The sequence below is a fragment of the Methanosalsum zhilinae DSM 4017 genome (assembly GCF_000217995.1).
Lineage (GTDB): Archaea > Halobacteriota > Methanosarcinia > Methanosarcinales > Methanosarcinaceae > Methanosalsum > Methanosalsum zhilinae.
This window is the reverse complement of the sequence record NC_015676.1, coordinates 986,099-1,012,584: the sequence shown is the minus strand read 5'-3', so window position 1 is coordinate 1,012,584 and position 26,486 is coordinate 986,099. Positions and strand designations below refer to the sequence as shown.

Genomic DNA, 26,486 nt, shown 5'->3' with positions numbered 1-26,486 from the left:
ATTACATGAAATTATTACAGGACACCAGTAGTATGCTATCCAGCTTTCCGATAACCAATCCTGCATTGATCTTTGCAATGGCAATGCTTGTGTTTCTAGTTACACCTCTTATTTTCAAATATTATAGACTTCCAGGGATTGTTGGAATAATCATTGTTGGTGCAATTATAGGACCAAACGCATTGAATATACTTGATAGGAATGAAACGATTATACTGCTGGGGGAAATAGGATTAATTTATCTGATGTTTCTTGCAGGTCTGGAAATCAATGTCAATAAGTTTATAGAAAAAATTGATCGAAGTCTGGTTTTTGGTTCACTTTCATTTCTTATCCCACAGATCGCAGGTACTCTTGTAGGGATATATGTTATAGGTCTCACAGTTCCTGCAGCGCTTCTTTTTGCAGCTATTTTCGCATCTCACACTCTCCTTGCATATCCTGTCATCAAAAAACTTGGAATTGTAAAAAATGAGGCAATTACGGCAGCTGTTGGAGGAACTATAATCACTGATACTCTTGCACTGCTGGTTCTGGCAGTTGTCCTGACATCCACAGAAGCAGATATTGGAACATCATTCTGGCTGCAGCTTGGAGTTGGGCTGGCTATATTCTTTATTGGTGTCTGGACCATTGTCCCGCGTATCTCAAGATGGTTTTTCAGCAACCTTACAGATGAGAGTTATTTCGAATTCCTATATGTAATGACAATTCTTTTTATCTGTGCTTATCTTGCGGAGGTTGCAGGCGTTGAAGCAATTATTGGTGCATTTTTTTCAGGCCTTGTCCTTAATAGATTAATCCCAAAAACCGGACCTTTGATGAATAGAATTGAGTTTATAGGAAATTCTTTTTTCATTCCATTCTTCCTCCTCTCTGTAGGAATGCTTGTTGATGCCAGGATCTTTTTACAAGGAATTCATGAACTTACCATAGCATTCTGGTTGATAACACTTTTACTTATAACAAAGTTTATTGCATCCTGGATTACAGGAGTAGTCTATAGATACGACATCAACCAGATTTTGAGCATTTTTGGACTATCCACAGGCCAGGCAGCTGCTGCACTTGCAATTGTATTGATTGGATATGATGCAGGCATTCTGGATCAGATGATGATCAATAGTGTAGTTGCGATGATACTTGTAATAGGAATCATCAGCCCCACGATAGTAGAAAAGTATGGAAATAAGGTATCAATGGGAGACAAAATTGTACATGAAGCCAGTGAAATGCCACAGAGAATACTGGTTCCATTCTCATCACAATCAATTTATAAAGAATTTTTACTTGACCTTGCAATGATAATAAAAAATAAACGCTCAGAAGAACCACTGAATGCTCTTTGTGTGATCAAGATTGGGCCTGATCCTGGTATGAAAATAATCGAAGCTGAAAAAGCGCTCGAAGAAGCTAAAAAATATGCTGCGTCTGCTGAAACAATGATAAACACCCAGGTAAGGCTCAATTACAACATAGCCTCTGGAATAATAAGAGCAGTGCAGGAAAATAGAATAAACACCACTATTATTGGATGGGATGGAACACACTCGGTCAAAGAGGGGATAATAGGCTCAATAATTGATCAAGTTCTTGAAAAAACAGATAAATTGACCCTGGTTTCTCATCTTGAAAATCCCCTGTGCAACACCAAAAGAATAACCATCATAATGCCCTATGGAATAGATCATAATCCAGGTATATCCCAGACAATCCGAACTATCAAAAGAATTGCAGAGGAGACTGGCGCAAAAACAGTTGTAAAGGCAGTTGGGGATCAGGCTGACAAATATGAGAAGACGTTCAGTTCAATTAAACCAGATATACCGACCCAATTTGAAATGGTGGAAAGCCGGGCTAAATTGCTGAATAGTCTGCATAAAAATGAAGGCAGGGATGAGCTGATTATATATGTAAGCGCCAGGCGCAATACACCCGGATGGCACCCCTCCTCCCAGAAACTACCAGTCAAGATCACTTCCTTCTTTAAAGGAAACCTAATAATAGCTTACCCAGGAACTGAAGATGCTACAGATCACTTGAAATACTTTGATATTAAATGATTTGGATTATGTCTTATTATTGATCTTTAGAGTAAAAACTCAATATAAATGTAAATAACAGTCTAAAAAATAAAAAAAATAAAAATTTACATATCACTGTCTTTTTCGCATGAAAGTTATACTAATTAATGCGAAAATAGATACTATAGATGTGAAACCTGGAAGTGAAGCCACATTTTGTATTTCTTCTACATAAACATCTTTACCATTAGTTTCTAAGTTAGAATTATTCAGATTTTCATCTGTAAACTCCTTGAAAGTAGTTGAAAAATTAGCTTCACTTTCATCTAAATCATCCATTAGAGATATATTTAGATCTTCTATCGATTTGGACTCATTATTATCTGCAGATTCTTCTTCAGTATTATCCTTACCTGGACGAATCAGCCAGCTATTACCAGACGAAAAAGTTTCAAAATACCAATCATCTGTAAAATATTTCTTATCATTGGCAATTAAATTAATTTCTTCAAAGTTTGATAAATTTATTGAATTACCTGATATATTTTGGACTTTTAAGCTTCCAAACGCATTTCCTTCTTCAATCTCTGTAACATTGCAAATATCTAAAAGCCATGTATGTTTAATTATCGCAGTGCGGTCATTAACAGAGCCAAATACTGAATCTATATGTGTGACAAAAAAGATTGCACCATCAATTCCTGCTATATTTTCTTTGCCAATAAAAGTCATATTATTAGCATAGTTGGCCACACCAGATATTAATTCACTTTCATTTCGATAGAGAGTTACAAATGCTGTACTGCCATCAGGACTGGACTGAAATTTTAAACTATATCCGTTATCTAAATCCCACAACTGATTTTCAGTTAATCTTTTTTTATCATTTTCTTTTTGTTGAAATATAATTGAACTCATTTTACCGGGATTATCCTCAATAGCAACATATTCTTTTCCAAACCACGGGATTATATAATAGATGTCTGCTCCAGGTGCTGTGAAATTTACTTCGTACAATCTAACTTCATAAGTTAGGTTATCTTCTGTAATATTTTTATCACCATCACCATTTAGATTTTGTATTTTAAGAATTTCTTTATTTTGCTCTAAATTAAGAACGGTCCAACATTCACTGCTATTCCATTCTATTGGCATCTCATCTGAAGATTTAATCTGGCCATTATATTCTGCGTAACAGCTCGAAACAAAAATTAATAGAACAACAGTGAAAATAATAATTTTTATGTTACATTTTATTTTCATAAATTAATCCTCATCATTCTTTCAAAAATATTGAATCTAAATAGAAATTGATGTTTATATCCCCTTTTTTTGAATAATAAACATGATCTGCCAGAGAAAGTAATTCCTTATAGTTTAATGCACATATACTTCTTCAAAATTCAGTACACATAAATTTATATAATTTTGAAGCAGAAATGATATCCATAGATAAGTGGTTTACACTTATGGGGTAAATTTGACAGGTAGCCTGATAGGTACAGATAGGTTACAGTTTTTGTAACTGCGAATATTTGAGATCTATTATAAAATCTAAATGATTGCAACCCAGGTTTAAAACAGTGTTTATAAACAGGGGTTCTTGATCATAGTTTGGATTTTAATGTAAATGTGAATATAGACTATATAAAATAAAGATAAAGTTGGGGAGAAATATGGCAAAAGAATACTATAAATTACCACCTCTGGCATACGGATACGATGAACTGGAACCATACATATCCGAAGAACAGCTAAGGTTGCATCATGATAAGCATCACCAATCATATGTAGATAATCTGAATTCCATCATCAAAATGGTGGAAAAGGCAAGGGAAGAAGGAAAAGATTATGATTACAAAGCAGCTACAAAAGCTGCATCTTTTAATGCAGGCGGTAATGTACTGCATGATTATTTCTGGTGGGAGATGATGCCAGCCGAGAAAGCAGGTGAAGAACCTGTAGGAGAACTTCTGGAGCAGATAAAGAAGGATTTTGGAAGTTTTGAAAGGTTCAAAAAAGAATTTTCCCAGGTGGCATTAACTGTGGAAGGATCTGGCTGGGCAGCACTAACCTATTGCGGAGATACTCACCGACTCTCACCGATACAGATTGAAAAACACAATGTTAACGTGTATCCGGACTACCCGATAATTATGGTTCTGGATATGTGGGAACATGCCTATTATATAGACTACAGAAATGAAAAGGCAAAGTTTGTAGATGGATTCTGGAATATAATTAACTGGGAAGAACTCGACAAACATTTCAAAAAATATCTTTAATCTTGAGTATATTTGATTTAGACTGAAATAAAATCAAACCAGGCTATCGGCCAAATATATCCCTTTCCACTTTCTTTTTATTTTTATTAATCAGTGCTTGATAGATGAATATGTAGACAGAAGTCTCACTTTTTTTGATTCATTCATCAAAAATAAGCTGAATGGTCAGTGGGTAAATAAATTAAATAAGTTTATTAAGATAATTATAACTTAACAAATATATTAATTAAAACAGTTTATAAATTGTTAATCTGTGATTATATATTTAAAAATATATATCTTAGTGTAATATATTATATAGTTTAGTATTTATTTTTAAACATGTATATTCTAAAAAATTAATATTTAATATATACATTTGGTAATATAATGCGAGAATTTATTATAGAGTAAAAATAATATATTATACCATATATTATTATATATCTTTAAATTTTTCCTATAAGTTTTTGAATTTTAGCGAAAATTATTATTATAAGTGTATATTTATAATGCCATATTTTAGTTAGTACCCATACACTATTTATGTCAAATTATATTATATAAAAATACTAACATATTTAATTTCAGCTATTTTTTATACATATATATTTTCCAGGAAGATCTTTGGTCTCGTCTGCAGAGTCAATCCAGATACAGCTTCAATATATGTTCATATAGGATATATGAACACGTTTGTGAAAATATCCAAATATACGTTTCTGGCATATTTTTTACACTACATAGGGAGGTAGTCGGTAAAGAGTACCATATTCATATATACTATGTAATGAGCGAGTTGGTAAAACAGTAGATTTAAGTCAATACTATAGATTCATTCACATATGATGTATGAATATAGAGTTTAATGTTAATTTGGAAATAATTTTGAAATAAGAAAAAATAGGACATCAAATTCTTAACACTTTATTCTAATCGTATTTCTCATAAAAATTCCCATCAAGAAAATTTTAAAACCAAATTGAATAGTAATTAATAATTTCTCTACATTTATATAAATATTTCAATTATTAGTATAATATAATACATGGTACATAAATTTATTAATATAATCGTAATAATATATAGTGACATTATTTAGATATAATTTGTGTAATAATATATTATTACATAATATTAATAAATAAATATAATATTTGCTTAATATATATTATATAATTTATAACTGATTATAAATATAAAAATATATTAATCATATTATTAATCTAATAAAATTTTACATAAATAATATATTTTTTTGAGAGTTAACATACATATAATTACAATATATCATAAAACTGAGAATAACACAATACAAACCTGGAGCATAAATCAGGAGTTAGATGTTCAGTTCAATTCCAAACAACTTTTTGAATTTTGAATATTTTTTTCTTGCCCGGTATAAGTATTGTCTTACACAGTGATTTCCATTGTACTTTGCATATATTGCTTCAAGCTCTTTTGGAGAAAATACAGCGCGCAATTTTTCTTCAGGAATATCTTCGATTCTGACAGACTCTTTTAATGAGGATTCTTTTTTTGAGTGTTCATTTAGAGGTGTGATCTTCTGGAGAGGGGTGCTTTCAAGATGATCTGATACCTGAATATCATCAATCCAGTTCCAATCTCCATCATGTAAACTCGCAAAAATCGATCTGCAGCCGTCACACTCTGAAACTACAATATTGGCCTTGCCGATATCCGGATTATCCATCTGATGATAACTGATGCTGATTAGCTTATTGCTGCAAGATATGCATGACCCGGTTTCATTTTCATCCAGACTGCAGGGTTCGAGCAAATTTCCATCTATATTTAGAATATTCGTTTCTATATCATACTCACATTTCATGCAACCGTCACCGTACCATTATGATCATGTTTACTGCATATATCCTTTCATAAAATTAACTTCTGGATTTATACCTGGTTAATCTTTGTTATAGGTATAGATCCTGATAAATCTTAACCAATAAATTTAGTAACTTATATATACTTTAATGTAATAGTTATAAATGTGCTAAATATTAGGGAGGCAGCACAATGGAATCGATTCGATCTAAAATAAAGCGAAGGTTGCAAAAATTCATTGAATTAGATGTTAGCGGGCTTCGAAGTTATATTTTATCAATTTTCCTGAATAACAAGAAAGTAACCGTAGACGACCTACATCAGGCCATAACAAAAAAATATGATACTTCAAGAAGTGCGGTGGCGTCTATGGTGGGTTATATCCACTCAAAACTGGGAATTTTAAGTGCACATAAAGAGTCGTATAAAACACCTATAGTATATACTCTCAAAGAAGACTATATCGATCTTATAACAAATGTACTTAACAGAGTGGATAAAAACAGTGAAACTACATCTGCAACTTCAACCTGATAATACCCACTCTCAACCTGTAAAATTTCTATAGTAGTACCTCTATAATAGTGTACAATAAATAACAGCTCCCATGACCACTATAAAAAACGCACCGAGAACTTCTACAACATTGATTGTGAGATCTGATGCAAATTCAAGGATCACACATTCAAAGGATCCTTTCTATACATTGATGCGTAGATTGTTCCAGGAAGAAAAAACTGCCCTTAGAGGGAAGCAGTTTCTTTCCATGATTGAAGAACGCCAGAACAGTGGTGAACCCATTAAAACCAGCGAATGGAAACAGGTCATGGAAGAACTGGGTGTTGGAAGAGCTTCATTTTATGCAATGAGGAATAAATTGCTTGGGGCAGGCCTTATTACTAATAAAAATGAAGAGTATAGATTATCTGGACAGTTCAGTAAGGACCTAATGGACATGGCTAACTGGTGGTGGACTGCAGTACTTGGAAATAAAGGGGAACTGTAAGAACAAATTCGTTCTTACAAATTTTGTTCATTTTACCGTTTTTTATCCTTTAAAGCACATCAATTTGATCTGAACAAATTCTGCTTCATTTGGATGTTTGTATCCAGAATTTTCTTCCATCGTTATTGCTCAATATCTTCTTCAGGTATCACAAGAGCAAGTACTATATAAAGCAATATTCCAACACCAACAGCAGTGACAAGTGTAAAAATCACGTAGAGTATTCTCACAAGTGTGGAATCAACATCAAAATAATTTGCAATTCCACCACATACTCCTGCTATCATGCGATCTTCTTTACTTCTGGTAAGCTTTTTAGGCTTATTTTCATTTATTGATGTTTCATCATTATTCATCCAAAGCACTCTCCCAAAAATGATAGATAATTTACAATATAAAATTGGTCCGCCCCTCATTTATATTTTTTCTATCAATATCTATTAGTATGAGCCAGTTATATATTATTTTGGGGGAATATTATGATAAAAGGTAATATTTTAAGAATTTTAGTTATACTGATAGCATTATCCCTTTTTGGGATGCATTCAGTTGCCAGTCAGGATTCAGAACCACGTGAATTTGAAGTTCTAATCCAGGGATTTGATTATGATCCATCTGAGATAATTGCCCATGTAAATGACACTGTTGTCTGGACTAACATGGATACAGTAAGACACACAGTTACAGCTGATGAATTTGATTCTGGAGACCTGGATCAGGGAGACAGTTTCAATTACACCTTCACCGAACCTGGAACCTATGATTATGTATGCATTTATCATCCAGGAATGCGGGGGACTGTGATTGTAGAAGCCGAAGTGGATTATGATGTACCGCCTGTTGCAGACTTTACTGCCAATCCAACAAGTGGTATAGCACCGCTTGAAGTATCCTTCACAGACAATTCAGATAATGCAGTTGAATACCACTGGGATTTTGGTGATGGTCAAACTTCAACAGAAGTTAATCCAACACACACCTACGAATTGCCAGGTGCTTATACGGTTACATTGACAGTAAGCAATGAAGTTGGAGAAGATTCTACAGAAGAATTTATCACTGTTGGACATCCAGATGACGATCCTGCACCAGCTCCTGGATTTGGGTTAATATTTGCTATTGCAGGCTTACTGGTAATTGCAAGCCTGGTTAAGAGAATAAATGAGAAATAAAGTATACACTGGTACTTGACTTAAAACATCTAACTTGCATTATTTTTTTATTTTTTTAATGAAAAATATATTAAATAATTTTCAGCAATCATTTTTAGCATATGCGGGGAATCAGTTCACCGGAGGGGATATTTACATAGCGCAGGCTACCAATCTTTGTCTTTAGCAATACTTTCCCTTTATGATCTCCAGTTACTTTGCCTATAACCGCCGAATTTATCCCGTACTCATGTTTTTTAAGTACTGAAAGAATTTGCTCTGTATAATTCGATTTGACACCAATTATTACCTTTCCCTCATTTGCAACTTCAAGGGGATCAATCCCCAGCATTTCGCAGGCAGAAAATACAGAACTTCTGACAGGTATAGCATTCTCTTCAATTATTATACCATTGCCACTTTTCTTTGCCATTTCATTCAAAGTTCCTGCAATTCCCCCGCGGGTTGGATCTTTCATTGCTGTAACAACAGGCTTTCCATCAGGCCCTTTTATTGAAAGTATTGATTCTATCATATTCCACAGGGGTGCAGCATCGGAAATCAGTTCTGCACTCAAATCAAGTTTTTCTCTATGCAGCAGAAGAGCCATTCCATGATCTGCAATAAAGCCATTGATTATTATTGAATCGCCTGCCTGTAGACCACTATCCTGAATAATAGTATTTGCAAACCCTATACCTGTAGTATTGACTATTATTGAGTCAAGACCCCTTTTTTCAATAGTTTTTGTATCACCGGTTACAATGGGTACATTTACCTCTTCTGCAGCCGTGTTCATTGACTTTATAATTCTCTCCAGCAGTTCAACTTTAAATCCATCTGGTAGTATAAGTGCACAGGTGAGTGCAAGTGGAGTAGCACCCATAACTGCAAGATCATTAATAGTGCCGGATACTGAAAGTCTTCCAATATCTGAATCTGGAAACACCGGAGGTTTAATCACATAAGAATCGGTGGTTACCACAATTTCTCCGGTCATTTCAGTTTGGTCAAAGGTTATGGTTGCACCATCATCAAGCTGATCAAGCCCGACCCTTCCTGCTGTTTTATTAGAAAAGTTTTTGAGCACAGTGTTTTTAATCAATGCCTGCATGAGTTCACCGCCGGCACCATGTTCCATTGTTATGATTTTTCTGTCCTGCATAGTTACCAGTATCCAATATCATTGCATATTCTATCTATAAATAGTGCTGATCATAAAAAAATGATAATTCCTTAATAAAAACGTAGAAATTTCCAGGCAGATTTAAATTCATTTAGCATCCAGTCCAGATTTTATATATTCAATCCACTGATGAATACTTTGCATATCCCGACTTGAAGTCAGAACCACAGGAATACCAGGGTTTATTTTGTGCACATCTTCTTTCATTTTCAGAAGACTGGATGATACAGCTTCTGCAATATCAGTCTTATTTATCAATGCAAGGTTTGAATTTCTGAATATCATGGGATGTTTCTGCACAATATCATCTCCCTCACTGACACTGACAATTACCACACGTACATGTTTACCCAGCATATAATCTACAGGACATATCAAATTACCTACGTTTTCAATAAAAAGCAGATCTGTATTTTTCAGATCAATCTGTTCTAGTGACTTCTCTATAAGTTTTGCATCAAGATGGCATTCCCTTCCAGTATTTACCGGAACAACCTTCACATCCAGCTTCTCAAATCTGGCAGCATCAATTTCTGCTACAATGTCTCCGGCAATAACTGCTATTTCAAAACAATCCTTAAGCTGCTTTATAGCTTCCTCGATTAGTGTTGTTTTTCCAGACCCTATTGCTCCCATTATATTCAGGGCAAAAATATTATTTGCATTAAGCAGATTCCTATTCTTATTTGCAAGCCTGCTGTTTGCTTCTAATATATCATGACCAATATTTATGACATGCATCAGCATCAATTCCCACATCCTCACTTTTCTATTTCAATACTCTGTATGATAAGATCATTTCCCCCGGCAAGTTCAATAGCCCGGCTACAATGCGGACAGGTCATTCCAATATACTCATGTACAGGTTGATTATAACCATTGAAATCGCATTTTTCATCAGAATTTTCTGGCTCAATTTCATTTTTATAACCACATACACATCTGCCAGTAGGAGAGATAAATTCAAATTCAAATTCAGCTTCTCCAGCAATACTATTTCTGGTCAATATTTGAAGGCAAAATAGTAGCTGATCCGGATTTACGTGTGTAAGTCTACCAATTCCAATCTTAATGGACACGATCTCAATTGCAGCGTTTTCATGTGCTACAGCCATAATAGATTCAACTATCTCATGTGCCAGTAAAGATTCGTGTATTTGTGTCTCCTCCTGCTGAATTATATCTGTACCAGTTATAGCATGTTCCTTCAATACTAACCATACATGGACCAGCTGGATTTGAGGGTGTACACTTTTTCGCAAAATACGGGCACTGATCGGGCCGCGCCCTGGCAGTGATTATATCAGCGCACATGCAATGATCCGTTTCTTCAGGCGATGAGTTTGTATAGATTTCGTCATAAATATCTGCATGCAAAAACGAAGCATCAACGCTTCTGAATTTACGTTTTAATGTAAGAGCGGAATTTTTGATGGTCCCAAAGCCCCGCCAGAAACCATCGCTTTTTTTAAAAACCTCATACATTATCTCCTGCGCTTTTGTGTTTCCCTTATTATCAACACACCTTGGATATGCATTTTCCATTTCTGATATGCCATATTTGTTCTGTTGCTGGACCATAAATACACCCATTAGTACATCAACTGCTTCAAAACCTGCAACAACTACTGGAAAACCTTTTTTTACAATTGGTTTGTAGGGCTCAATTCCAATAATAGTTGATACATGACCCGGTGCCAGAAATCCGTCAATATCTGAACTTGTTGTAAGATGCTCCATTGCAGGCGGTATAAGCTTATGAGATGTGAATATGCTAAAATTTTCTGGAAGGCCTCGCAGGATCGCAGCTGCAGTGGTAGGGGCTGTGGTTTCAAAACCTATTCCAAAAAAGACCAGTTCATTATCAGGACAGTTTTCTGCAATTTTTATGGCATCATCTATACTGTACACTGTATGTATATCAGCTCCATCAGACCTTGCATCCATTAAACTTCCTTTGCTACCTGCAACTTTTAGCATATCTCCAAAGGATGCCACTGAAACACCAGATTTTGCCACTGATATTACAAAGTCAATATCTCTTTCAGGTGTTATACATACAGGACACCCTGGTCCACTGAGTAGATTAATATCTGAGGATATAACACTGCGAAGTCCATATTTCGATATTGTACGCTCGTGGGTTCCGCATACATGCATTATGTTAAGCGGAGAGGGTTGTTCATTGATTGCAGAAATGAGCTTTTTTTCAGATTCTGCCATTACATCAACTCAGGTTTACAAGTTTTTCAATTATTTCCAGAGTTTGTTCAGCTTCATTATCAGAGATCATAGAAATAGCATATCCTGCATGAATAAGAGCATATCTTCCAATAAATGATTCATCTGCTTTTCCCACAAGATCAAGCTTGATACTTCTGCTAATTCCCCCAATATCAGCAATAGCTGTGGTTTCATCTACAATCGATATAATTTTGCCTGGTATGGCAATACACATATTATAAAAGATGAACTATTAATATTTAAGTTATATTGAACTTCAAATTTCCAGGTAAGAATATTGTTTACAAATCTTGAACAATAGAAAAATAAACTATTAAACCATAGTACTGTCTGGCTGTGGGGAATATATTGTGAGAAGTGACAAATCATCTCAGTATACTGAAATTAATAATGTTGACATTCTTAAACTTGACTGGCACAGGCACCTGGAATCAATGGAATCTACCGGCGACTTTGAACTCCTGGAAAACTTTAATCTAGATAGTGAAAATAAGCTGGAACTTGAAAGAACAAAAGTAATCTGGATCCAGACCATTCAGTGTATTGGATGCTCTGAATCTCTAATAGATGGTGCACATCCAGAATTTTTCCAGGCTCTGCAGAATTTGAAAATAGATATTTCATATCATGAAGCTTTTCTCATGCAGCAGGGAATATTTGTCAACAATAAAAAGGCAAACACAGCAGAATTTAATTCACTGAAATTACTTGATGAAATAACAGAAAATAATGGCTATATCCTTGTAGTAGAGGGATCCATAGCAAATGGGCCCCATGGCACTGGAAAATACTGTATGATAGGAGGGCTTACATCTAAAGAACTATTTGAAAAAGCTGCAAGAAATTGTAGTGTTATAATAGCAGTGGGAATGTGTGCTACATATGGAGGAATAAGCTGTGCCAGAAGTGATATTGTTGACCTGCTTGACTTTAGAGGTATAGATTTTACACTAAAAGATAGATCAAAGGGTATGATGAATGAATTGGGAATAGATAAACCGGTAATAAATATTCCAGGATGTCCACCCCATCCCGACTGGATGCTGTTTACACTCGGTGCACTTGTATCTGGTAATGTGAAAATACCTGATGATCTGAAAAAAGTTCTTGATGAATATGGAAGGCCAAAAGTTTTTTTTCCACCAGAATACACAGTTCATGATGATTGTCCACATATCGAATCATTCAAAAGAAAAGATTTCAGTGAATGTATAGGCGAAGAGAAATGCCTTCTGAAACTGGGATGTAAAGGCCCTTCCGCACATGCTGATTGCTCCCTTCGTAAATGGAACAACAGAAACAACTACTGTCCACAGGCCGGTTCTCCCTGTGTGGCCTGTGTAGAGCCCGATTTTCCTGACAGTGCAAGGCCGGTTTATACAATTCATGGAAGAAAAAAGAAAAGGAACTGAAAATGGTACGAGTAACAATTGATCCATTAACACGTATTGGAGGCGGTGTTCGGCTGGATACTGAGGTAAGCGAACAGGGAACAATAACCACAGCCAGAGTTTCGAACATGGATTTTAGAGGATTCGAGCGCATATTCCAGTATGAGGATCCAAGGGATGCAGCTCTTCTATCTCAACGTATATGTGGTGCATGTCCTGTAGCCCATTCAATTGCATCCAGCAGTGCACTGGATGATCTATTTGGTGTTGCGGAATCAGTTCCAAAAGATGCTCTTGTTATGAGAAACATTCTTCAGGCAATGGAAACTGTTGCCAATAATGCACTTCATACCTATATTATGTGGACTCCAGATCTTCTAAATCCTTCTTACAGGGATATATTAACAGAGTTCAGCAATACTGGAGTCGTGATGTGGAAGGAGCTTCTAAAAAGGTTTGCTCCTATAAATTATAGTTTCAGAGGGGTTACTGTTGAACCCGGAAGAACTTATCTTGATATACTTTCTCTTAACAGGAGCCTCCACGAAGCAGGTGGTATACTTGGGGGGAAAATGCCACACCAGGTAGTGAATTATCCAGGAGGTCTTACTGCTAAGCCCGAACAATCTAAAGTCAATAAGGTATCATCTATAATTGCTGATGTGAATAAATTTTTCAATACCCACACAACCAGTATGACATTTCAGGAATGGCTAGATAATACATACAGAGCGCCATCATCATCAAAGGCAATTAGCTTTTTCCTTGAGCACCTGGAGCAACTTACAGAGAAATTCCACAGTAGCAGCAATTCAACAGATTACCGTGGATGGGGTGACCTGGAACTATATTCTGTATTCTGTTCTGAACTCATAGGTGAACAGATTCTTGGTAACCCGGTGAGTTTCAGGCTGGACAAAATTGGTGGATACAGCGATCTGTCCCAGATAAACTTTCTGTCCTATGGAGGTTATTATAACGTGGACCATGAAGGTTATGATCCAGAAAATCCCCAGAAAGACAGATTCCAGAATGCAGGTATTGTGAAAGGAACACTCAGTAATGAAAAATTTGATGTCAATAAGATAGGGGAAAATGTATCACATTCTTTTTATAAAGATGATGATGAAAATTACAGAAATCCATTCAGAGGGGTTACCGAACCATACAGTGATCCGGATACAATCGATTATAATGATTTTTCAAAAAAAGAATATACTTTTTCCAAAGCCCCAAGATATGATGGAATTCCCTGTGAAGTTGGACCACAATCCCGTTTACTTGTAATGGAAGAGCCATTAATAAAAGGCCTGGCTAAAATGTTCCTGGAAAATGGTTATTCTCCATTTAATACCTTTACACGTGTTCTGGCACGTCTTCATGAGTTGATGATCATTATCAGTGAGCTGGATAAATGGATTAATGTGGACCTTGATTTGAATGGAAGGTACAATGTTAATATTGACATGGATGATGCGAAAGATTCCAGGGGAATGGGGCTGTGGGAAGCAGGACGTGGATCTCTTGGTCACTGGATAGTAACTGGAAATGATGCAAAGGTAGTTAATTATCAGGTGGATTCTCCAACCACCTGGAATTTGAGTCCAAGGGACAGCAGAGGCATACCCGGTCCTTTAGAACAGGCACTTGAGAATTCCTGCATATCTGCAGTTGAGAATTTTTTAGGTCCATGTTTTGATAATCCCACAGGTATTCTTCATACAGGCAGATCGTATGATCCATGTATCTCCTGTGCAGTCCAGACAATTGATCTTACTGGCAAGAAATCTCCAGCAAACATAAGAATTTCATGATGTAAATATTGAATATTGTGAGTATTGATACAGATTATTATTTTTGGAGCTTTAAGTATGTCTGTTTCAAAAGGGTCTATATGCATATTTGGCTGTGGGAATACTCTCATGGGTGATGATGGAATTGGATCCAGGGTAATTAAAAAACTTCAATCTTTAAGTTATGAGTGTCTTGAAAACGTAAAGATTGAAGATATTGGTATATGTAATTTAGGCCTTTTAAACATGATAAAAAATGCAGATAAAGTAATAATTATTGATTCTGTAATTACCGGTTCAGAAAAGGGATCAATTATTCGTATTGATGGTAGTGAACTGCTTAAAACTAACCATGACCCGAATCCTGCATTCTCAATGCATGAAATATCACTATCAGATGTTTTGCTTGCTGGTAGCTATATCCAGAAACTTCCTGAAATAGTTGTATTTGGGATTGAGGTTGGAGAAAATACCAATGAACTATCTTCTCAAATTTCTTCGAAAGTTCTTGAAGCTGTAGATAGAATTATCCCACTTATAATAGAAGAGATGAAAATAGAAGAAAACACACAAATTTTTGAATAGAATGTATGAATAGGAATAATTACATGCCATATCCAGAGCAAAAAATATTGTGCAGGAAAATTATTGTCAATGGAGTAGTACAGGGAGTTGGTTTTCGCCCATTTGTATATCACTGCGCAAAGAATAACAGATTATGTGGATACGTAATGAATCTTGGTAGTTGCGTCGAAATTGTTGTTGAAGGGACCAGAGAAAATATAAATCAATTTTTATCTGATCTTGTAAAAAAAAAGCCTGAGCCTTCACAAATTGAAAGAATTATAGCAACATCATGTAAACATTCAGGTTTTACTGATTTTCTTATCCTTGAAAGCAAAACAGAAGCAGGCCATGGCTCGATTATTGCACCGGACACAGCAATCTGCCAACACTGCATTCTGGACATTTTTGAGCTAGAAAATAGAAGATATAATTATCCATTCACTGGATGTACAAGCTGTGGGCCAAGGTACTCAATACTTAGATCTTTTCCATTTGACAGAAAAAGTACCAGCATGAGTGATTTTGTTCTCTGTAATATTTGCAATACTGAATACACCAATCCATGCGATCGACGATTCAATTCCCAGACCATATGTTGCCCTGAATGCGGGCCAGATTATTCGCTTGTTGACAATTCTGGGAAGACAATAGCAGAAAAAGGTGAAGCTATAAGACTGGGAGCAGAATTAATTGATGATGGTAGCATCATTGCTTTGAAAGGCTATGGAGGTTTTCATCTTTTATGTGATGCTTCACAGGATCAGCCTATCAGAGTATTGCGAAAAGCCCTAATGCGTCCTGTCAAGCCCTTTGCAGTTATGGCAAAAGATCTTGAGGCAGCTTCATCTATTGCAAATATAAGCCCACAGGAAATTAATTTCATGTCCAGCAGGAAAAATCCTGTTGTGGTAGTTGATAAAAAGAACAAATTCCCACTATCTTCCCTGATTTCACCAGAGTTGCATAATGTAGGAATTATGCTACCATATTCAGGAGTGCACCATCTCCTATTTAATAGCACCAGAGCTTCAGTGTTTGTAATGACATCTGCAAACACTCCAGGATATCCTGTAATAATTGATAACAGGGCTGCTCTGAATCATCTAAATGAAATCGCAGACTACTTCTTATTACACAATTATACCATTGTTAACAGGATAGATGATTCTGTAGTCCGTTTTGTCAATTCAGAACCAGCTTTTATACGTCGATCAAGGGGATATGTTCCAAAAGCTGTAAAACTTCCTTTTTATCTAGAATCTTCCATCGGAGTAGGTGCAGAATCTGATACAACAATAGCTCTTGTAAAAGACGATAAAGCCTATCTTTCCCAGCATGTTGGAAATATGAAGCATCTTCAGACAACTAAGTTCCATGAAGAGGTCATCACAAAGCTTGAAAATCTAACAGGAATCAGACCTGTTTACTGGGGCCATGATATGAATCCAGGATTTAACTCCACCCAGTTTGCCCTGGAAAAGTGCAGTGGTCTGGCTACACCTGTACAGCATCATCATGCACACATTGTATCGTTGATGGCAGACAATGATTTAGAGGCAGATGCCAGAATTGTGGGAATTGCTCTGGATGGCTCAGGATATGGGGATAACGGCAATGTATGGGGTGGAGAAATACTGGAATCCACCTATTCAGAGTACAGTAGAGCTGCACATCTTATGGAGCAGCCAATGGCTGGAGGTGATCTTGCTGTATACTATCCATCCAGAATGCTGTTTGGCATTCTGCATGGTATGCTGGAAGAGAGAGAGCTTGAAAACATCCCATTTTATTTAAAATATGGTGAAAAGGAGCGTAGCATTGTATTGAGTCAGCTAGAGAGAGGTATAAATGTGGTCCATACAAGCAGTGCAGGCAGGGTGCTGGATGCTGCAGCTGCACTTCTTGGAATCTGTCAGTACCGTAGATATCAAGGTGAACCTGCCATGAAACTTGAATCTGCTGCAAGAAAAAGTAACCTCAATATAGAACTTCCTTTTGTGTGCAAAAAAGGAGTCATGGATACAGCACAGCTGCTTTATGATCTGTATTGCATATCTGACAGGTACTCAGCAAATGATCTGGCCTATGCAGTGGAAGATGCACTTGCCTGTGGTATTGCAAAACTTGCCGTTTCCTGTGCAAAGAAAAAAAAGATGGATGTTGTTGGGCTAACTGGGGGTGTAGCATACAATGGTCATATAGTAAGCAAGATTGCCGCAAATATAAAAGATTCAGACCTTGACCTAATCCTTCACAGAAATATCCCATGTGGTGATGGCGGAATTTCCCTGGGACAGGCTGTTGTTGCAGGGATTAGAGCAAAGGAGTAAATTATTCAAAAACAGTTCATTTCATCTTTAAGCTTAAAAAATAAAAATGGGCAGTATAATTAATTGCCCATCACCCTTAATATTTCTCTCTCTTCATGTAGAACAGGATGAAAAGCCCAACAAACATAACAGTGATTATACCTGTAGCTGTTGGAGCATCAATACTTATTCCTCCTCTATATCCAAAGTAATGAGCAGGGTCATCATCCATGACCATCATATCCTCATACCATCCGGTTACCGTGGCAATATTCATCTGTGATTTGGCAGATGCCTGACCTGTTACGGTGCATACCTTTGATTCCCCTGGCTTTAGTTCATCAATTTCACAGATAAGACCAAGTTTGTCATCAACTACTGTTATGTTTGTCAGCTTAACAGTCCCGGTATTTGTCACATTGAATGTCCACACAACAGTGTTGCCCAGATGGATTACCGGACCCGGCGGTTCATTTGCATCCTCGCCATTTATCAGTTTTTCAATACTAATGGATGCATTTACTCCGGTATAGCTACTTGTATCACTGGAATTTACTATAAGCCCATTATACTCACCATATACATAACCGGTGTTATTGTAGAATCCTTCAATAGCAGTACCATTTGCAGTACAGATCATATACTCTCCAGGAATAAGAGTATCTTTGGGGCAGATAACAATGACACCTTCACTATCTATGACACTGATGTTGGTAAGAGTAACATTACCGGTATTTGTCACATTATAGGTCCATTCAACAGGAGAACCTGCAAGAAGAACGGGATCATCTTCGCCATTAGTCAGTTTTTCAATACTAATGGATGCATTTACTCCGGTATAGCTGCTTGTATCACTGGAATTTACTATAAGCCCATTATACTCACCATATACATAACCGGTGTTATTGTAGAATCCTTCAATAGCAGTACCATTTGCAGTACAGATCATATACTCTCCAGGAATAAGAGTATCTTTGGGGCAGATAACAATGACGCCTTCACTATCTATGACACTGATGTTGGTAAGAGTAACATTACCGGTATTTGTCACATTATAGGTCCATTCAACAGGAGAACCTGCAAGAAGAACGGGACCATCTTCGCCATTGGTCAGTTTTTCAATACTGATGGATGCATTTACTCCAATATAGCTGCTTGTATCACTGGCAGTTACTGTAAATCCATTATACTCACCATATACATAACCGGTGTTATTGTAGAATCCTTCAATAGCAGTACCATTTGCAGTACAGATCATATACTCTCCAGGAATAAGAGTATCTTTGGGGCAGATAACAATGACGCCTTCACTATCTATGACACTGATGTTGGTAAGAGTAACATTACCGGTATTTGTCACATTATAGGTCCATTCAACAGGAGAACCTGCAAGAAGAACGGGACCATCTTCGCCATTGGTCAGTTTTTCAATACTGATGGATGAATCATCGTCATCTACAACCTCAACAGTTCCGTCTGTAACAAATGCACTTTGGCCATCAGAAAATCTTATGTGTACAGCAAACGTGTTATTTTCATCATTTTCTGGAATTACCCCAAAAGTATTTTCGAGTGTAAAGATGATCGGTGATGTAATTCCGCCACTACCCCCCGGATTTTGATATTTACCACTTTCAAACCACCCAAATCCGGCCACTGTAGCGGGTTTTGGACCTACACGATTCCATCCAGCTTCACTTACATTCTGGACATCATTATCCAGGTTGTAAAAAAACATATCTATTCCAAGTGGATTGTAGGTTGTATTATCACTGATATATTGTACTGATATTGTTTTCGTTGTTCCATTGTAAATTACACCAATATCGATATTACCATCAAATATAGGATTGTTTGACTTAGTTAAATTTACAACTGTATCAGCACTTGCTGGCACAGTTAATATCAACAAAGTTAAGATCAAAGATGCAGCTATCAGAATTCTATTCATTTCCCCAACTCCTAACAGGTAATTTAATTTATATTATAAGTTATCTTATAATCATAATTTGTTATTGGGATTTAATTAGATTGTGAAAATAAAAACCGGTATCCTGGTTCTAACTTTTAAATTTAGCTGAAGCAAATTCAAAGTCTGCTTTCAGAGCATTAATTGTCACAACTGGATTGTACAAAAAACATATTGATTAAAAACAGAGACTGTAGCAATAATTCAATATTTACTTCAGCAAGATTGGAAAGATCAGATGAAAACCGATAACTTAATATCTTATTTTTACATTAGAAGGTCTGTTCAATGAAGCCCGGTAGTGTAGCGGTCAATCATGCGGGACTCTGGATCCTGCAACCACGGTTCGAATCCGTGCCGGGCTATTTAAAAATTAATAACTGTTCTTGTTCCTTTACTGGTATCAATACTAACTGTAGCATTTAGCTGATCTGCCAGCATATGTACTATTTTCAGACCAAGTGATCTGTGTGATTCAATGTCCTGATTAAATCCAGTTCCGTCATCAATCACTTCCAGCACATACTTTCCATTATTGTTGATGAATTTGATCAATAGCTGACCACCTTTTCTATTAACAAATGCATGCTTTAGAGAATTTGTGATCAGTTCATTTAATATCAGGCCAAAGGGAACTGCAGTATCCACATTAAAATATTCAGTATCTGCCTCAACTATCAGGTTAATATCTTTGTTAATCTTGTATACCTGATATAGATATCCTGCAAGATTTTTTACATAATCGGACATTTCAATTGTGGACAGATCAGAAGATTGATAGAGTTTTTCATGTGCCAGAGACATTGATTTAACTCTATTCTGGCTGTCCATGAAAGCAGCTTTTACTTTCTCATCATTGAAATTTCTGGACTGGAGATTCAGTAAACTTGAAATCACCTGAAGATTATTTTTTACTCTGTGGTGTACTTCCTTTAGCAGAAGTTCTTTCTTTTTCAGGTCTTCCAGACGCTTGCGTTCTGTAATATCAATCATAAAGCCTCTGAGCTTGAAGGGAATGTTGTCTTTCATGTCAACACTAACAACATCACGTATCCATGCTATATTGCCATCTTTTTTCAAAAATCGATACTCAAATGTGTGAGACTCCCCACGTTGGGTACTTTCATTGCAGTACTGGACAGCCCATTTTTGATCTTCTGGATGTATATGATCTTCCCAGAATTTAATATCAGTCCATTCTTCAGGAGAATAACCCAGCATTTCTGTTACCTGTGGAGAAACATAAGTCCATCTATCTTCCAATATATCATATTCCCATAAAACAGCATGCGCTGATTCTGCCAGTTTTCTGTACTTTTCCTCACTGGATTTAAGTTTCTCTTCTGCTATCTTGCGATCAGTTATGTCCTCGTGGTAGATCACCACAAGATCCTGATCAATGCACTTTCTGGCATGCATGATGAACCAGCGTTTTTCATTAGGAGAATGGCATGGGTATTCCAGATCAAAACGTGCTCTTTTACCCCAGATAACATCCATTATTCCATTGTATGCATCTCTGGCAATTTCATCTCCATCAATAATACCCTTCTTTACTGCTTCCAGATAATTGGACCCAATATCACTGTTGTTAAGTGTTGGATTTCCGTTCTCTCTTGCAAAAATTTCCCATTGTTTGTTGTAGAAGACAATTGTACCATCAAAATCCAGCAGAACTATGTTCAGGTCAAGTGCATCCATAACATTCTGGTTTGGATTATATGCATTCATTTATGTAAGCTCCATTTTTGCAGAAAATACCATTCTGCATTTGATCTGCTGTAAAATTAAAGATTCCTGAATGATACTGTATTGATTTCCTCACTCTAATATTAACATTGTGGAGTGGATAGAGTTTAATTCTTAATTATTCAAGATTCCGCTTTTTCATAACAGCTTTCGCTGAAAGTCCGTGTATGAACATGGAAATAATAATGATCGTTGTAGTAAGAGCAAGAATTTCATTACTCTGTTCAAAACTGGCATGATAAAAAGCATAGAGCAGATAATAGAGGGATCCAATTCCACGAATACCATAAAATGATATAATGTATCGCTTAGATTCTTGAAGATGTGTACCGATAAGCCCTGCAAGACCTGTTAATGGCCTCACAATAACCAAAATGAAAATGGATGCAGGAATCATGTACCACTGGAAGTCCTGTACAAATCCGTGATTGATATAAATTCCAAGCATAGTAAATAAAATCACCATCATTATTCGTTCAGTTTCTTCAGCAAAATCGTGAAGTAGAATATCCCGGCTTTCATGTACTGATTCTTCATACCGAAATACACAGGCTGCCACAAAAACAGCAATAAAACCATATGAACTTATCAGTTCAGCTATTCCATAAGGAATAAGGGTCAGGCTTATCGACAGTGATCCTATATACAGTACTAAACTATGATTTCTTGGCTTGGGACAACAAAGTACAATTTTAGCTAGCAGCCACCCTCCAGCCAGGCCCACCAGAGCACCTGCAATTATTTTATAAAAAAAGTCAGTAATTAACCAGTCAGTAAACCACAACGAGGGATAGATGCCCAGAAGAGCCATAGCAATAGCCATATTGGTAAACGGAAAAGCAAGTCCGTCATTAAGACCTGCTTCACTTGTCAGTGCCAGACGTGAAGTGTCTTCTCGATGTGATTCAGTAATTTGTGAATCGGAATTCAGGACAGGGTCCTTTGGAGCAATCAGCCCTCCCAGAACAGGGTCTGTAGGGGCAATTACAGCTCCCAGAAGCATGGCAGTAGCTGGTGCAAATCCTAAAAATTTCCATCCAAAAAATGCTACTATAACTATAGTCAGTGGCATGGTTATGACAAGCAGCCTTACTGCATATCGCCATGTTTGCCAGGCAAAAGGTCGCTTGAGTTTAAGCCCTGCAGCTGTAAGAGAAATTATCACCCCCAGTTCTGTGAGTCTTTTTCCAATGTAGGGATCTTCTCCAATATGGGGCAGTGGACTCTCAGGATAAAAGAAAAATATCCCGGCTGTAACCATCAGATAAAAAATAGGTTCTGTAACTATATGTTTTGATAAAAACCTGGGAAGCAGTGCTGCAATCAGAACTATGAGCCCGATATAAAGTAAAAGTATATCATATCTATCAGGAGTAAATATATCAATTGATATCATGAGCCGTCTGCCTGTTCATCCAGTTTCTTATTAAATTGTTTTTTAACCACAAAAACAGTAATTAATTTCCTGCTGGTATTTATATAGTCCTGAAATAATCGTCTCAATTAACAGCCTATGCTTTTAAAGCTAAAAAAGTGCTAACTGAATGAAAAACGGCAGTCATATTGATTGAAAATGAAATATTATTTACTATTATTTATTTAGCATTTTTTTGTACTCCCTTGCAATTTCAACATAAGCAGATGCATTTTCATTTATTCTTTCCATATCATCATCTGATGATTTTCTTCTAACAGTACCCGGAACTCCCGTAATAATACTTCGGGAAGAGAATTTCTTTTTTGGAGGAATTAGAGCATTTGCCCCTACAATAGAGTATTCACCAATCTCAGCGCTATCCAGAAGTGTAGCATTCATTCCTACAATAACATTACTATCGATTTTACAACCATGAAGAACAGCACCATGTCCAATTGTTACATTGTCTCCAATAACAACATCATTTCCAGGATCCGTATGTATTACAACATTATCCTGGATACTTGTTCCTTTACCAATTACTATTTTACCCATATCTGCTCTTAGAACTGCGTTGAACCAGATACTTGAGTTATCACCAATATCTACATCACCAATTACTTCACATGATTTTGTAACAAATACGGTATCTGCTATTGATGGATTTTTATCTCTAAATTTAATGATCATATTGTACCCCCGTATGCCCGGTTTTCATTCAATTATTTCTAAAACATTAATACATATAGGTTCCTATCTAAATTTTGTTTTTATCACTAATTAACACTGTCAAGAAAGAAATGAAAAGCTTATTATTTAAAAGCCAGAATCTAAATGTTATTAGTCTAATTTTTATGCAGAAACAGAGGATTAACCAATGTCTGAACAGAATTATGTAGGTAGTAAAGTACGTCAACTACGAGAAATAAGAGAGATGTCCCTTGAAGATCTTGCTGATACGAGCCAGTGCTGTATCGAATTGATAGAACATATAGAATCTGGGGATTTAATTCCATCACTTGCACCACTGCTTCAAATATCCAGAGGACTTGGTGTAAGACTTGGAACATTGCTTGATGGTGCTGAACAGGATGGTGCCGTCATGGTAAAGAACGGTAATTCTGAAAATGTTGTCCGTTTCTCTGGAAATGCTTCTGATATTGATAGAAGCACACTTGATTTTTATTCCCTTGCAGCCGATAAGAAGGATAGACATATGGAACCCTTCATAATCGACATACGTCCATCACTATCTGAAGAGATAAATTTATCGTCCCATGAGGGTGAAGAATTCATCTATGTACTGGAAGGAGAAATATCTCTGCAGTACGGTGAGGATAAATACATTCTCAGTAAAGGAGACAGTATTTATTACGATTCTGTAATTCCTCATCACCTATATGCAAACGGTGACTCCGATGCACAGATACTCGCGGTCGTATATGCACCATTCTGATGCATGCTTTAGAGGATAAATATGTTCAATTTGACAGTAGCTCCACGTTTTGGAGACATCGATGGATTGGGACATGTTAATAATACTGTTCTCGCGGTATGGTTTGAAATGGCAAGGAACCCTATATTCCGCTTATTTACTCCTGATCTTGACCTGAGCAGGGAAAAATGGAAACTTATCATGGTAAGAACCGAGTTTGATTTTCTTGGCGAGATGTTCTTTAATGGCGATGTTGAGATCCGATCCTATATACTAAGAATTGGAAATACTTCGTTTACAATAGGACATGAAGCATGGCAAAACGGAAAACTGAACGTAAGAGGTAAAGCGGTTATTGTTCACTATGATTTCAAGAATAAAAAAGCAGTTCCAATAAAAGGTAAGATTAGAGAAGTGCTGATGGAGCATATGATTCCAGAAGACAATATTACATGGAAAAACGCAAAAGAATAGCTGGAGATTATATAATGCAGTTTACAGAAGAAACAATTGCAGATATTTTTGAACAAATGGTCAACGAAGACCCTGATCATGAATTTATTGTTTATCCTGACAGAGATCTAAAGTTTACCTATGGAGAATTCAATAGAAGAGTTAACAGACTGGCAAAGGGTTTGCTTGCAATTGGACTGAATAAAGGAGATCACATGGGGATCTGGGCCAGAAATGTACCTGACTGGCTGACATTTTTATTTGCAACTGCAAAGATAGGTGTTGTACTTGTAACGGTCAATACTGCATATAGAAGCCATGAAATTGCCTATGTGATCAAACAGTCCGATATGAAAGCACTTGCAATCATAGATGGGTTCAGAGATGTGAATTATATTCAGACCATATATGAGCTGGTTCCGGAACTAAAGACACAACCCAGAGGTCATCTCAAAAGTAGTGAATTTCCGGAACTGAAAAGTGTAATATTTGTTGGCCAGGAAAAACATCGTGGAATGTATAACACCAATGAACTTCTCCTCCTTGGAAATACCTTCACTGACGATAAGTTAAATCATATCAAAAATTCACTTAAAAGTGACGACGTTATAAATATGCAATATACCTCCGGAACAACTGGTTTTCCAAAAGGAGTGATGCTGACACATAAAAATATACTGAATAATGGATATTATATTGGAGAACGCCAAAAATTCACAGAAAAAGACAGATTATGTCTGCCGGTACCTCTGTTCCACTGTTTTGGAATTGTACTTGGTGTACTGGCAACTTTAACACATAGAGGGACACTGGTAATGATAGAGAACTTTGATCCGCTGATGGTCCTTGCAGCTGTACAGAAAGAAAAATGTACTGCACTCTATGGCGTTCCTACAATGTTTATCGCAGAATTCTCTCATCCAATGTTTGAAATGTTCGATCTCTCCTCACTCAGAACTGGAATTATGGCAGGTTCTCCATGCCCCACCGAATCTATGAAAAAAGTAATGAATGATATGAACTGTGACGAAATCACAATTGCTTATGGATTGACTGAAGCCTCTCCAGTATTTACACAAACAAGTACCGATGATCCACTGGAAAAAAGAGTAAATACTGTGGGTACCGCATTGCCTGAAATAGAAGTTAAAATAATTGATACTGAAACCGGTGAAACACTGGGTCCTGATAAGCCAGGAGAGATCTGCTGCAGAGGATACAATGTTATGAAAGGATATTACAAAATGCCGGAAATGACTCAAAAAACAATTGATGAAGACGGATGGCTGCACAGCGGAGATCTTGCCATCATGGATAAAGATGGTTATTACAGCATTACCGGCAGAATCAAGGATATGATCATCCGTGGTGGAGAAAACATTTACCCAAAAGAGATTGAAGAATTCCTCTACACAGTCCCTGGAATTAAAGATGCACAGGTTATTGGCATTCCTGACGATAAATACGGTGAGATCGTTGGTGCCTTTGTCATACTGCAGGATAATTCAGATCTCACAGAAGCTGATATCAGGGATTATGCTATCAGTAAGATCGCAAGGTACAAAGTTCCAAAACATGTCTTCATCGTTGATGAATATCCAATGACAGCCAGTGGTAAAGTGCAGAAGTTCAAATTGAGAGAAATGGCACAAAAACTGTTGCAAAAATAGATAAAGT

General features: G+C 36.5%; 24 protein-coding genes and 1 tRNA gene. 13 read left to right on the top strand and 12 right to left on the bottom strand.

Annotated features, from left to right (window positions below):
• Window positions 1-32: 32 nt before the first annotated feature.
• Entirely contained in the window at window positions 33-2,063 is a 2,031-nt protein-coding gene (locus MZHIL_RS04715) for a cation:proton antiporter (protein WP_216580001.1), read from the top strand.
• Window positions 2,064-2,156: 93 nt separating this feature from the next.
• Here MZHIL_RS04715 and MZHIL_RS04710 read toward each other — a convergent pair whose 3' ends face one another.
• On the bottom strand, window positions 2,157-3,287 hold the full coding sequence (locus MZHIL_RS04710; protein WP_013898228.1) for an S-layer protein domain-containing protein: 1,131 nt from the start codon (window positions 3,285-3,287) through the stop codon (window positions 2,157-2,159).
• Between the two features lie 413 nt (window positions 3,288-3,700).
• Between MZHIL_RS04710 and MZHIL_RS04705 the strand changes: the two genes are divergently transcribed.
• Entirely contained in the window at window positions 3,701-4,309 is a 609-nt protein-coding gene (locus MZHIL_RS04705; RefSeq protein ID WP_013898227.1) for a superoxide dismutase, read from the top strand.
• Window positions 4,310-5,627: 1,318 nt separating this feature from the next.
• Here MZHIL_RS04705 and MZHIL_RS04700 read toward each other — a convergent pair.
• The gene (locus MZHIL_RS04700) at window positions 5,628-6,140 is read right to left on the bottom strand and encodes a hypothetical protein (RefSeq protein WP_013898226.1); all 513 of its coding nucleotides are present in this window, start codon (window positions 6,138-6,140) and stop codon (window positions 5,628-5,630) included.
• 191 nt (window positions 6,141-6,331) lie between these two features.
• Here MZHIL_RS04700 and MZHIL_RS04695 point away from each other — a divergent pair, with 191 nt between their 5' ends.
• Together MZHIL_RS04695 and MZHIL_RS04690 are read left to right on the top strand one after the other, a co-directional pair.
• A complete protein-coding gene (locus MZHIL_RS04695) occupies window positions 6,332-6,673 on the top strand; it encodes a DUF2551 domain-containing protein (protein WP_013898225.1) in 342 nt (113 codons plus the stop codon).
• Window positions 6,674-6,746: 73 nt separating this feature from the next.
• Complete coding sequence (locus tag MZHIL_RS04690) at window positions 6,747-7,145, top strand: hypothetical protein (protein ID WP_013898224.1); 399 nt, start codon at window positions 6,747-6,749, stop codon at window positions 7,143-7,145.
• A gap of 122 nt (window positions 7,146-7,267) precedes the next feature.
• On the opposite strand, the gene MZHIL_RS04685 is transcribed toward MZHIL_RS04690, so the two are convergent.
• Window positions 7,268-7,501 carry a PspC domain-containing protein gene (locus MZHIL_RS04685; RefSeq protein WP_013898223.1) on the bottom strand — a complete coding sequence of 78 codons (234 nt, stop codon included), beginning with the start codon at window positions 7,499-7,501 and terminating at the stop codon, window positions 7,268-7,270.
• Window positions 7,502-7,624: 123 nt separating this feature from the next.
• Here MZHIL_RS04685 and MZHIL_RS10295 point away from each other — a divergent pair, with 123 nt between their 5' ends.
• The gene (locus MZHIL_RS10295; RefSeq protein ID WP_013898222.1) at window positions 7,625-8,317 is read left to right on the top strand and encodes a PKD domain-containing protein; all 693 of its coding nucleotides are present in this window, start codon (window positions 7,625-7,627) and stop codon (window positions 8,315-8,317) included.
• Between the two features lie 94 nt (window positions 8,318-8,411).
• Here the strand turns inward: MZHIL_RS10295 and hypE are convergent, their stop codons facing one another.
• The 5 genes from hypE to MZHIL_RS04655 all read right to left on the bottom strand — a co-directional run bounded on the left by hypE (window position 8,412) and on the right by MZHIL_RS04655 (window position 11,940).
• Complete coding sequence (gene hypE, locus MZHIL_RS04675; protein WP_013898221.1) at window positions 8,412-9,461, bottom strand: hydrogenase expression/formation protein HypE; 1,050 nt, start codon at window positions 9,459-9,461, stop codon at window positions 8,412-8,414.
• Window positions 9,462-9,569: 108 nt separating this feature from the next.
• Window positions 9,570-10,223, bottom strand: coding sequence for a hydrogenase nickel incorporation protein HypB (gene hypB, locus MZHIL_RS04670; RefSeq protein ID WP_157209635.1), 654 nt, complete (start codon window positions 10,221-10,223; stop codon window positions 9,570-9,572).
• A 20-nt stretch (window positions 10,224-10,243) separates the two neighbouring features.
• Complete coding sequence (locus MZHIL_RS04665; protein ID WP_048815479.1) at window positions 10,244-10,597, bottom strand: hydrogenase/urease maturation nickel metallochaperone HypA; 354 nt, start codon at window positions 10,595-10,597, stop codon at window positions 10,244-10,246.
• A gap of 16 nt (window positions 10,598-10,613) precedes the next feature.
• On the bottom strand, window positions 10,614-11,705 hold the full coding sequence (gene hypD / locus MZHIL_RS04660) for a hydrogenase formation protein HypD (RefSeq protein ID WP_013898218.1): 1,092 nt from the start codon (window positions 11,703-11,705) through the stop codon (window positions 10,614-10,616).
• A gap of 4 nt (window positions 11,706-11,709) precedes the next feature.
• Window positions 11,710-11,940 carry a HypC/HybG/HupF family hydrogenase formation chaperone gene (locus tag MZHIL_RS04655; protein ID WP_013898217.1) on the bottom strand — a complete coding sequence of 77 codons (231 nt, stop codon included), beginning with the start codon at window positions 11,938-11,940 and terminating at the stop codon, window positions 11,710-11,712.
• A gap of 136 nt (window positions 11,941-12,076) precedes the next feature.
• On the opposite strand from MZHIL_RS04655, the gene MZHIL_RS04650 reads away from it, so the two are divergent.
• Genes MZHIL_RS04650 through hypF form a run of 4 tightly spaced genes read left to right on the top strand, consistent with a single transcriptional unit; the run spans window position 12,077 to window position 17,807 of the window.
• Window positions 12,077-13,138 (top strand): hydrogenase small subunit, encoded by a 1,062-nt coding sequence (locus tag MZHIL_RS04650; RefSeq protein WP_013898216.1) that lies wholly within the window; start codon window positions 12,077-12,079, stop codon window positions 13,136-13,138.
• A gap of 2 nt (window positions 13,139-13,140) precedes the next feature.
• On the top strand, window positions 13,141-14,931 hold the full coding sequence (locus tag MZHIL_RS04645) for a nickel-dependent hydrogenase large subunit (RefSeq protein WP_013898215.1): 1,791 nt from the start codon (window positions 13,141-13,143) through the stop codon (window positions 14,929-14,931).
• A 57-nt stretch (window positions 14,932-14,988) separates the two neighbouring features.
• Window positions 14,989-15,495 (top strand): hydrogenase maturation protease, encoded by a 507-nt coding sequence (locus MZHIL_RS04640; RefSeq protein ID WP_013898214.1) that lies wholly within the window; start codon window positions 14,989-14,991, stop codon window positions 15,493-15,495.
• A 5-nt stretch (window positions 15,496-15,500) separates the two neighbouring features.
• Window positions 15,501-17,807: a carbamoyltransferase HypF gene (hypF, locus tag MZHIL_RS04635; RefSeq protein ID WP_245527566.1), complete on the top strand. Its 2,307-nt coding sequence runs from the start codon at window positions 15,501-15,503 to the stop codon at window positions 17,805-17,807.
• Window positions 17,808-17,883: 76 nt separating this feature from the next.
• On the opposite strand, the gene MZHIL_RS10745 is transcribed toward hypF, so the two are convergent.
• Window positions 17,884-19,737, bottom strand: a complete 1,854-nt coding sequence (locus tag MZHIL_RS10745) for a DUF7507 domain-containing protein (RefSeq protein WP_013898212.1) — start codon at window positions 19,735-19,737, stop codon at window positions 17,884-17,886.
• A 310-nt stretch (window positions 19,738-20,047) separates the two neighbouring features.
• Between MZHIL_RS10745 and MZHIL_RS04625 the strand changes: the two genes are divergently transcribed.
• Window positions 20,048-20,120 (top strand) — tRNA-Gln (locus MZHIL_RS04625).
• A gap of 1 nt (window position 20,121) precedes the next feature.
• On the opposite strand, the gene MZHIL_RS04620 is transcribed toward MZHIL_RS04625, so the two are convergent.
• From MZHIL_RS04620 to MZHIL_RS04610, 3 genes are all read right to left on the bottom strand, one after another.
• Window positions 20,122-21,486: a sensor histidine kinase gene (locus MZHIL_RS04620; protein WP_013898211.1), complete on the bottom strand. Its 1,365-nt coding sequence runs from the start codon at window positions 21,484-21,486 to the stop codon at window positions 20,122-20,124.
• Between the two features lie 136 nt (window positions 21,487-21,622).
• The gene (locus MZHIL_RS04615; RefSeq protein WP_013898210.1) at window positions 21,623-22,900 is read right to left on the bottom strand and encodes a cation:proton antiporter; all 1,278 of its coding nucleotides are present in this window, start codon (window positions 22,898-22,900) and stop codon (window positions 21,623-21,625) included.
• 195 nt (window positions 22,901-23,095) lie between these two features.
• A complete protein-coding gene (locus MZHIL_RS04610; protein ID WP_013898209.1) occupies window positions 23,096-23,611 on the bottom strand; it encodes a gamma carbonic anhydrase family protein in 516 nt (171 codons plus the stop codon).
• 187 nt (window positions 23,612-23,798) lie between these two features.
• Here MZHIL_RS04610 and MZHIL_RS04605 point away from each other — a divergent pair, with 187 nt between their 5' ends.
• The 3 genes from MZHIL_RS04605 to MZHIL_RS04595 are packed head-to-tail and all read left to right on the top strand — an operon-like array spanning window position 23,799 to window position 26,479.
• Entirely contained in the window at window positions 23,799-24,377 is a 579-nt protein-coding gene (locus tag MZHIL_RS04605; protein WP_013898208.1) for a helix-turn-helix domain-containing protein, read from the top strand.
• A gap of 21 nt (window positions 24,378-24,398) precedes the next feature.
• Complete coding sequence (locus tag MZHIL_RS04600) at window positions 24,399-24,830, top strand: acyl-CoA thioesterase (RefSeq protein ID WP_013898207.1); 432 nt, start codon at window positions 24,399-24,401, stop codon at window positions 24,828-24,830.
• Window positions 24,831-24,844: 14 nt separating this feature from the next.
• The gene (locus tag MZHIL_RS04595; RefSeq protein WP_013898206.1) at window positions 24,845-26,479 is read left to right on the top strand and encodes an AMP-binding protein; all 1,635 of its coding nucleotides are present in this window, start codon (window positions 24,845-24,847) and stop codon (window positions 26,477-26,479) included.
• Window positions 26,480-26,486 lie beyond the last annotated feature (7 nt).

What these genes read in the sequence shown, in the direction of transcription:
- MZHIL_RS04715 (WP_216580001.1), top strand. Translation starts at nt 33, where the DNA reads ATGCTATCCAGCTTTCCGATAACCAATCCTGCATTGATCTTTGCAATG.
- MZHIL_RS04710 (WP_013898228.1), bottom strand. Translation starts at nt 3,287, where the DNA reads ATGAAAATAAAATGTAACATAAAAATTATTATTTTCACTGTTGTTCTA.
- MZHIL_RS04705 (WP_013898227.1), top strand. Translation starts at nt 3,701, where the DNA reads ATGGCAAAAGAATACTATAAATTACCACCTCTGGCATACGGATACGAT.
- MZHIL_RS04700 (WP_013898226.1), bottom strand. Translation starts at nt 6,140, where the DNA reads ATGAAATGTGAGTATGATATAGAAACGAATATTCTAAATATAGATGGA.
- MZHIL_RS04695 (WP_013898225.1), top strand. Translation starts at nt 6,332, where the DNA reads ATGGAATCGATTCGATCTAAAATAAAGCGAAGGTTGCAAAAATTCATT.
- MZHIL_RS04690 (WP_013898224.1), top strand. Translation starts at nt 6,747, where the DNA reads ATGACCACTATAAAAAACGCACCGAGAACTTCTACAACATTGATTGTG.
- MZHIL_RS04685 (WP_013898223.1), bottom strand. Translation starts at nt 7,501, where the DNA reads ATGAATAATGATGAAACATCAATAAATGAAAATAAGCCTAAAAAGCTT.
- MZHIL_RS10295 (WP_013898222.1), top strand. Translation starts at nt 7,625, where the DNA reads ATGATAAAAGGTAATATTTTAAGAATTTTAGTTATACTGATAGCATTA.
- hypE (WP_013898221.1), bottom strand. Translation starts at nt 9,461, where the DNA reads ATGCAGGACAGAAAAATCATAACAATGGAACATGGTGCCGGCGGTGAA.
- hypB (WP_157209635.1), bottom strand. Translation starts at nt 10,223, where the DNA reads ATGCATGTCATAAATATTGGTCATGATATATTAGAAGCAAACAGCAGG.
- MZHIL_RS04665 (WP_048815479.1), bottom strand. Translation starts at nt 10,597, where the DNA reads ATGGCTGTAGCACATGAAAACGCTGCAATTGAGATCGTGTCCATTAAG.
- hypD (WP_013898218.1), bottom strand. Translation starts at nt 11,705, where the DNA reads ATGGCAGAATCTGAAAAAAAGCTCATTTCTGCAATCAATGAACAACCC.
- MZHIL_RS04655 (WP_013898217.1), bottom strand. Translation starts at nt 11,940, where the DNA reads ATGTGTATTGCCATACCAGGCAAAATTATATCGATTGTAGATGAAACC.
- MZHIL_RS04645 (WP_013898215.1), top strand. Translation starts at nt 13,141, where the DNA reads ATGGTACGAGTAACAATTGATCCATTAACACGTATTGGAGGCGGTGTT.
- MZHIL_RS04640 (WP_013898214.1), top strand. Translation starts at nt 14,989, where the DNA reads ATGTCTGTTTCAAAAGGGTCTATATGCATATTTGGCTGTGGGAATACT.
- hypF (WP_245527566.1), top strand. Translation starts at nt 15,501, where the DNA reads ATGAATAGGAATAATTACATGCCATATCCAGAGCAAAAAATATTGTGC.
- MZHIL_RS10745 (WP_013898212.1), bottom strand. Translation starts at nt 19,737, where the DNA reads ATGAATAGAATTCTGATAGCTGCATCTTTGATCTTAACTTTGTTGATA.
- MZHIL_RS04620 (WP_013898211.1), bottom strand. Translation starts at nt 21,486, where the DNA reads ATGAATGCATATAATCCAAACCAGAATGTTATGGATGCACTTGACCTG.
- MZHIL_RS04615 (WP_013898210.1), bottom strand. Translation starts at nt 22,900, where the DNA reads ATGATATCAATTGATATATTTACTCCTGATAGATATGATATACTTTTA.
- MZHIL_RS04610 (WP_013898209.1), bottom strand. Translation starts at nt 23,611, where the DNA reads ATGATCATTAAATTTAGAGATAAAAATCCATCAATAGCAGATACCGTA.
- MZHIL_RS04605 (WP_013898208.1), top strand. Translation starts at nt 23,799, where the DNA reads ATGTCTGAACAGAATTATGTAGGTAGTAAAGTACGTCAACTACGAGAA.
- MZHIL_RS04600 (WP_013898207.1), top strand. Translation starts at nt 24,399, where the DNA reads ATGTTCAATTTGACAGTAGCTCCACGTTTTGGAGACATCGATGGATTG.
- MZHIL_RS04595 (WP_013898206.1), top strand. Translation starts at nt 24,845, where the DNA reads ATGCAGTTTACAGAAGAAACAATTGCAGATATTTTTGAACAAATGGTC.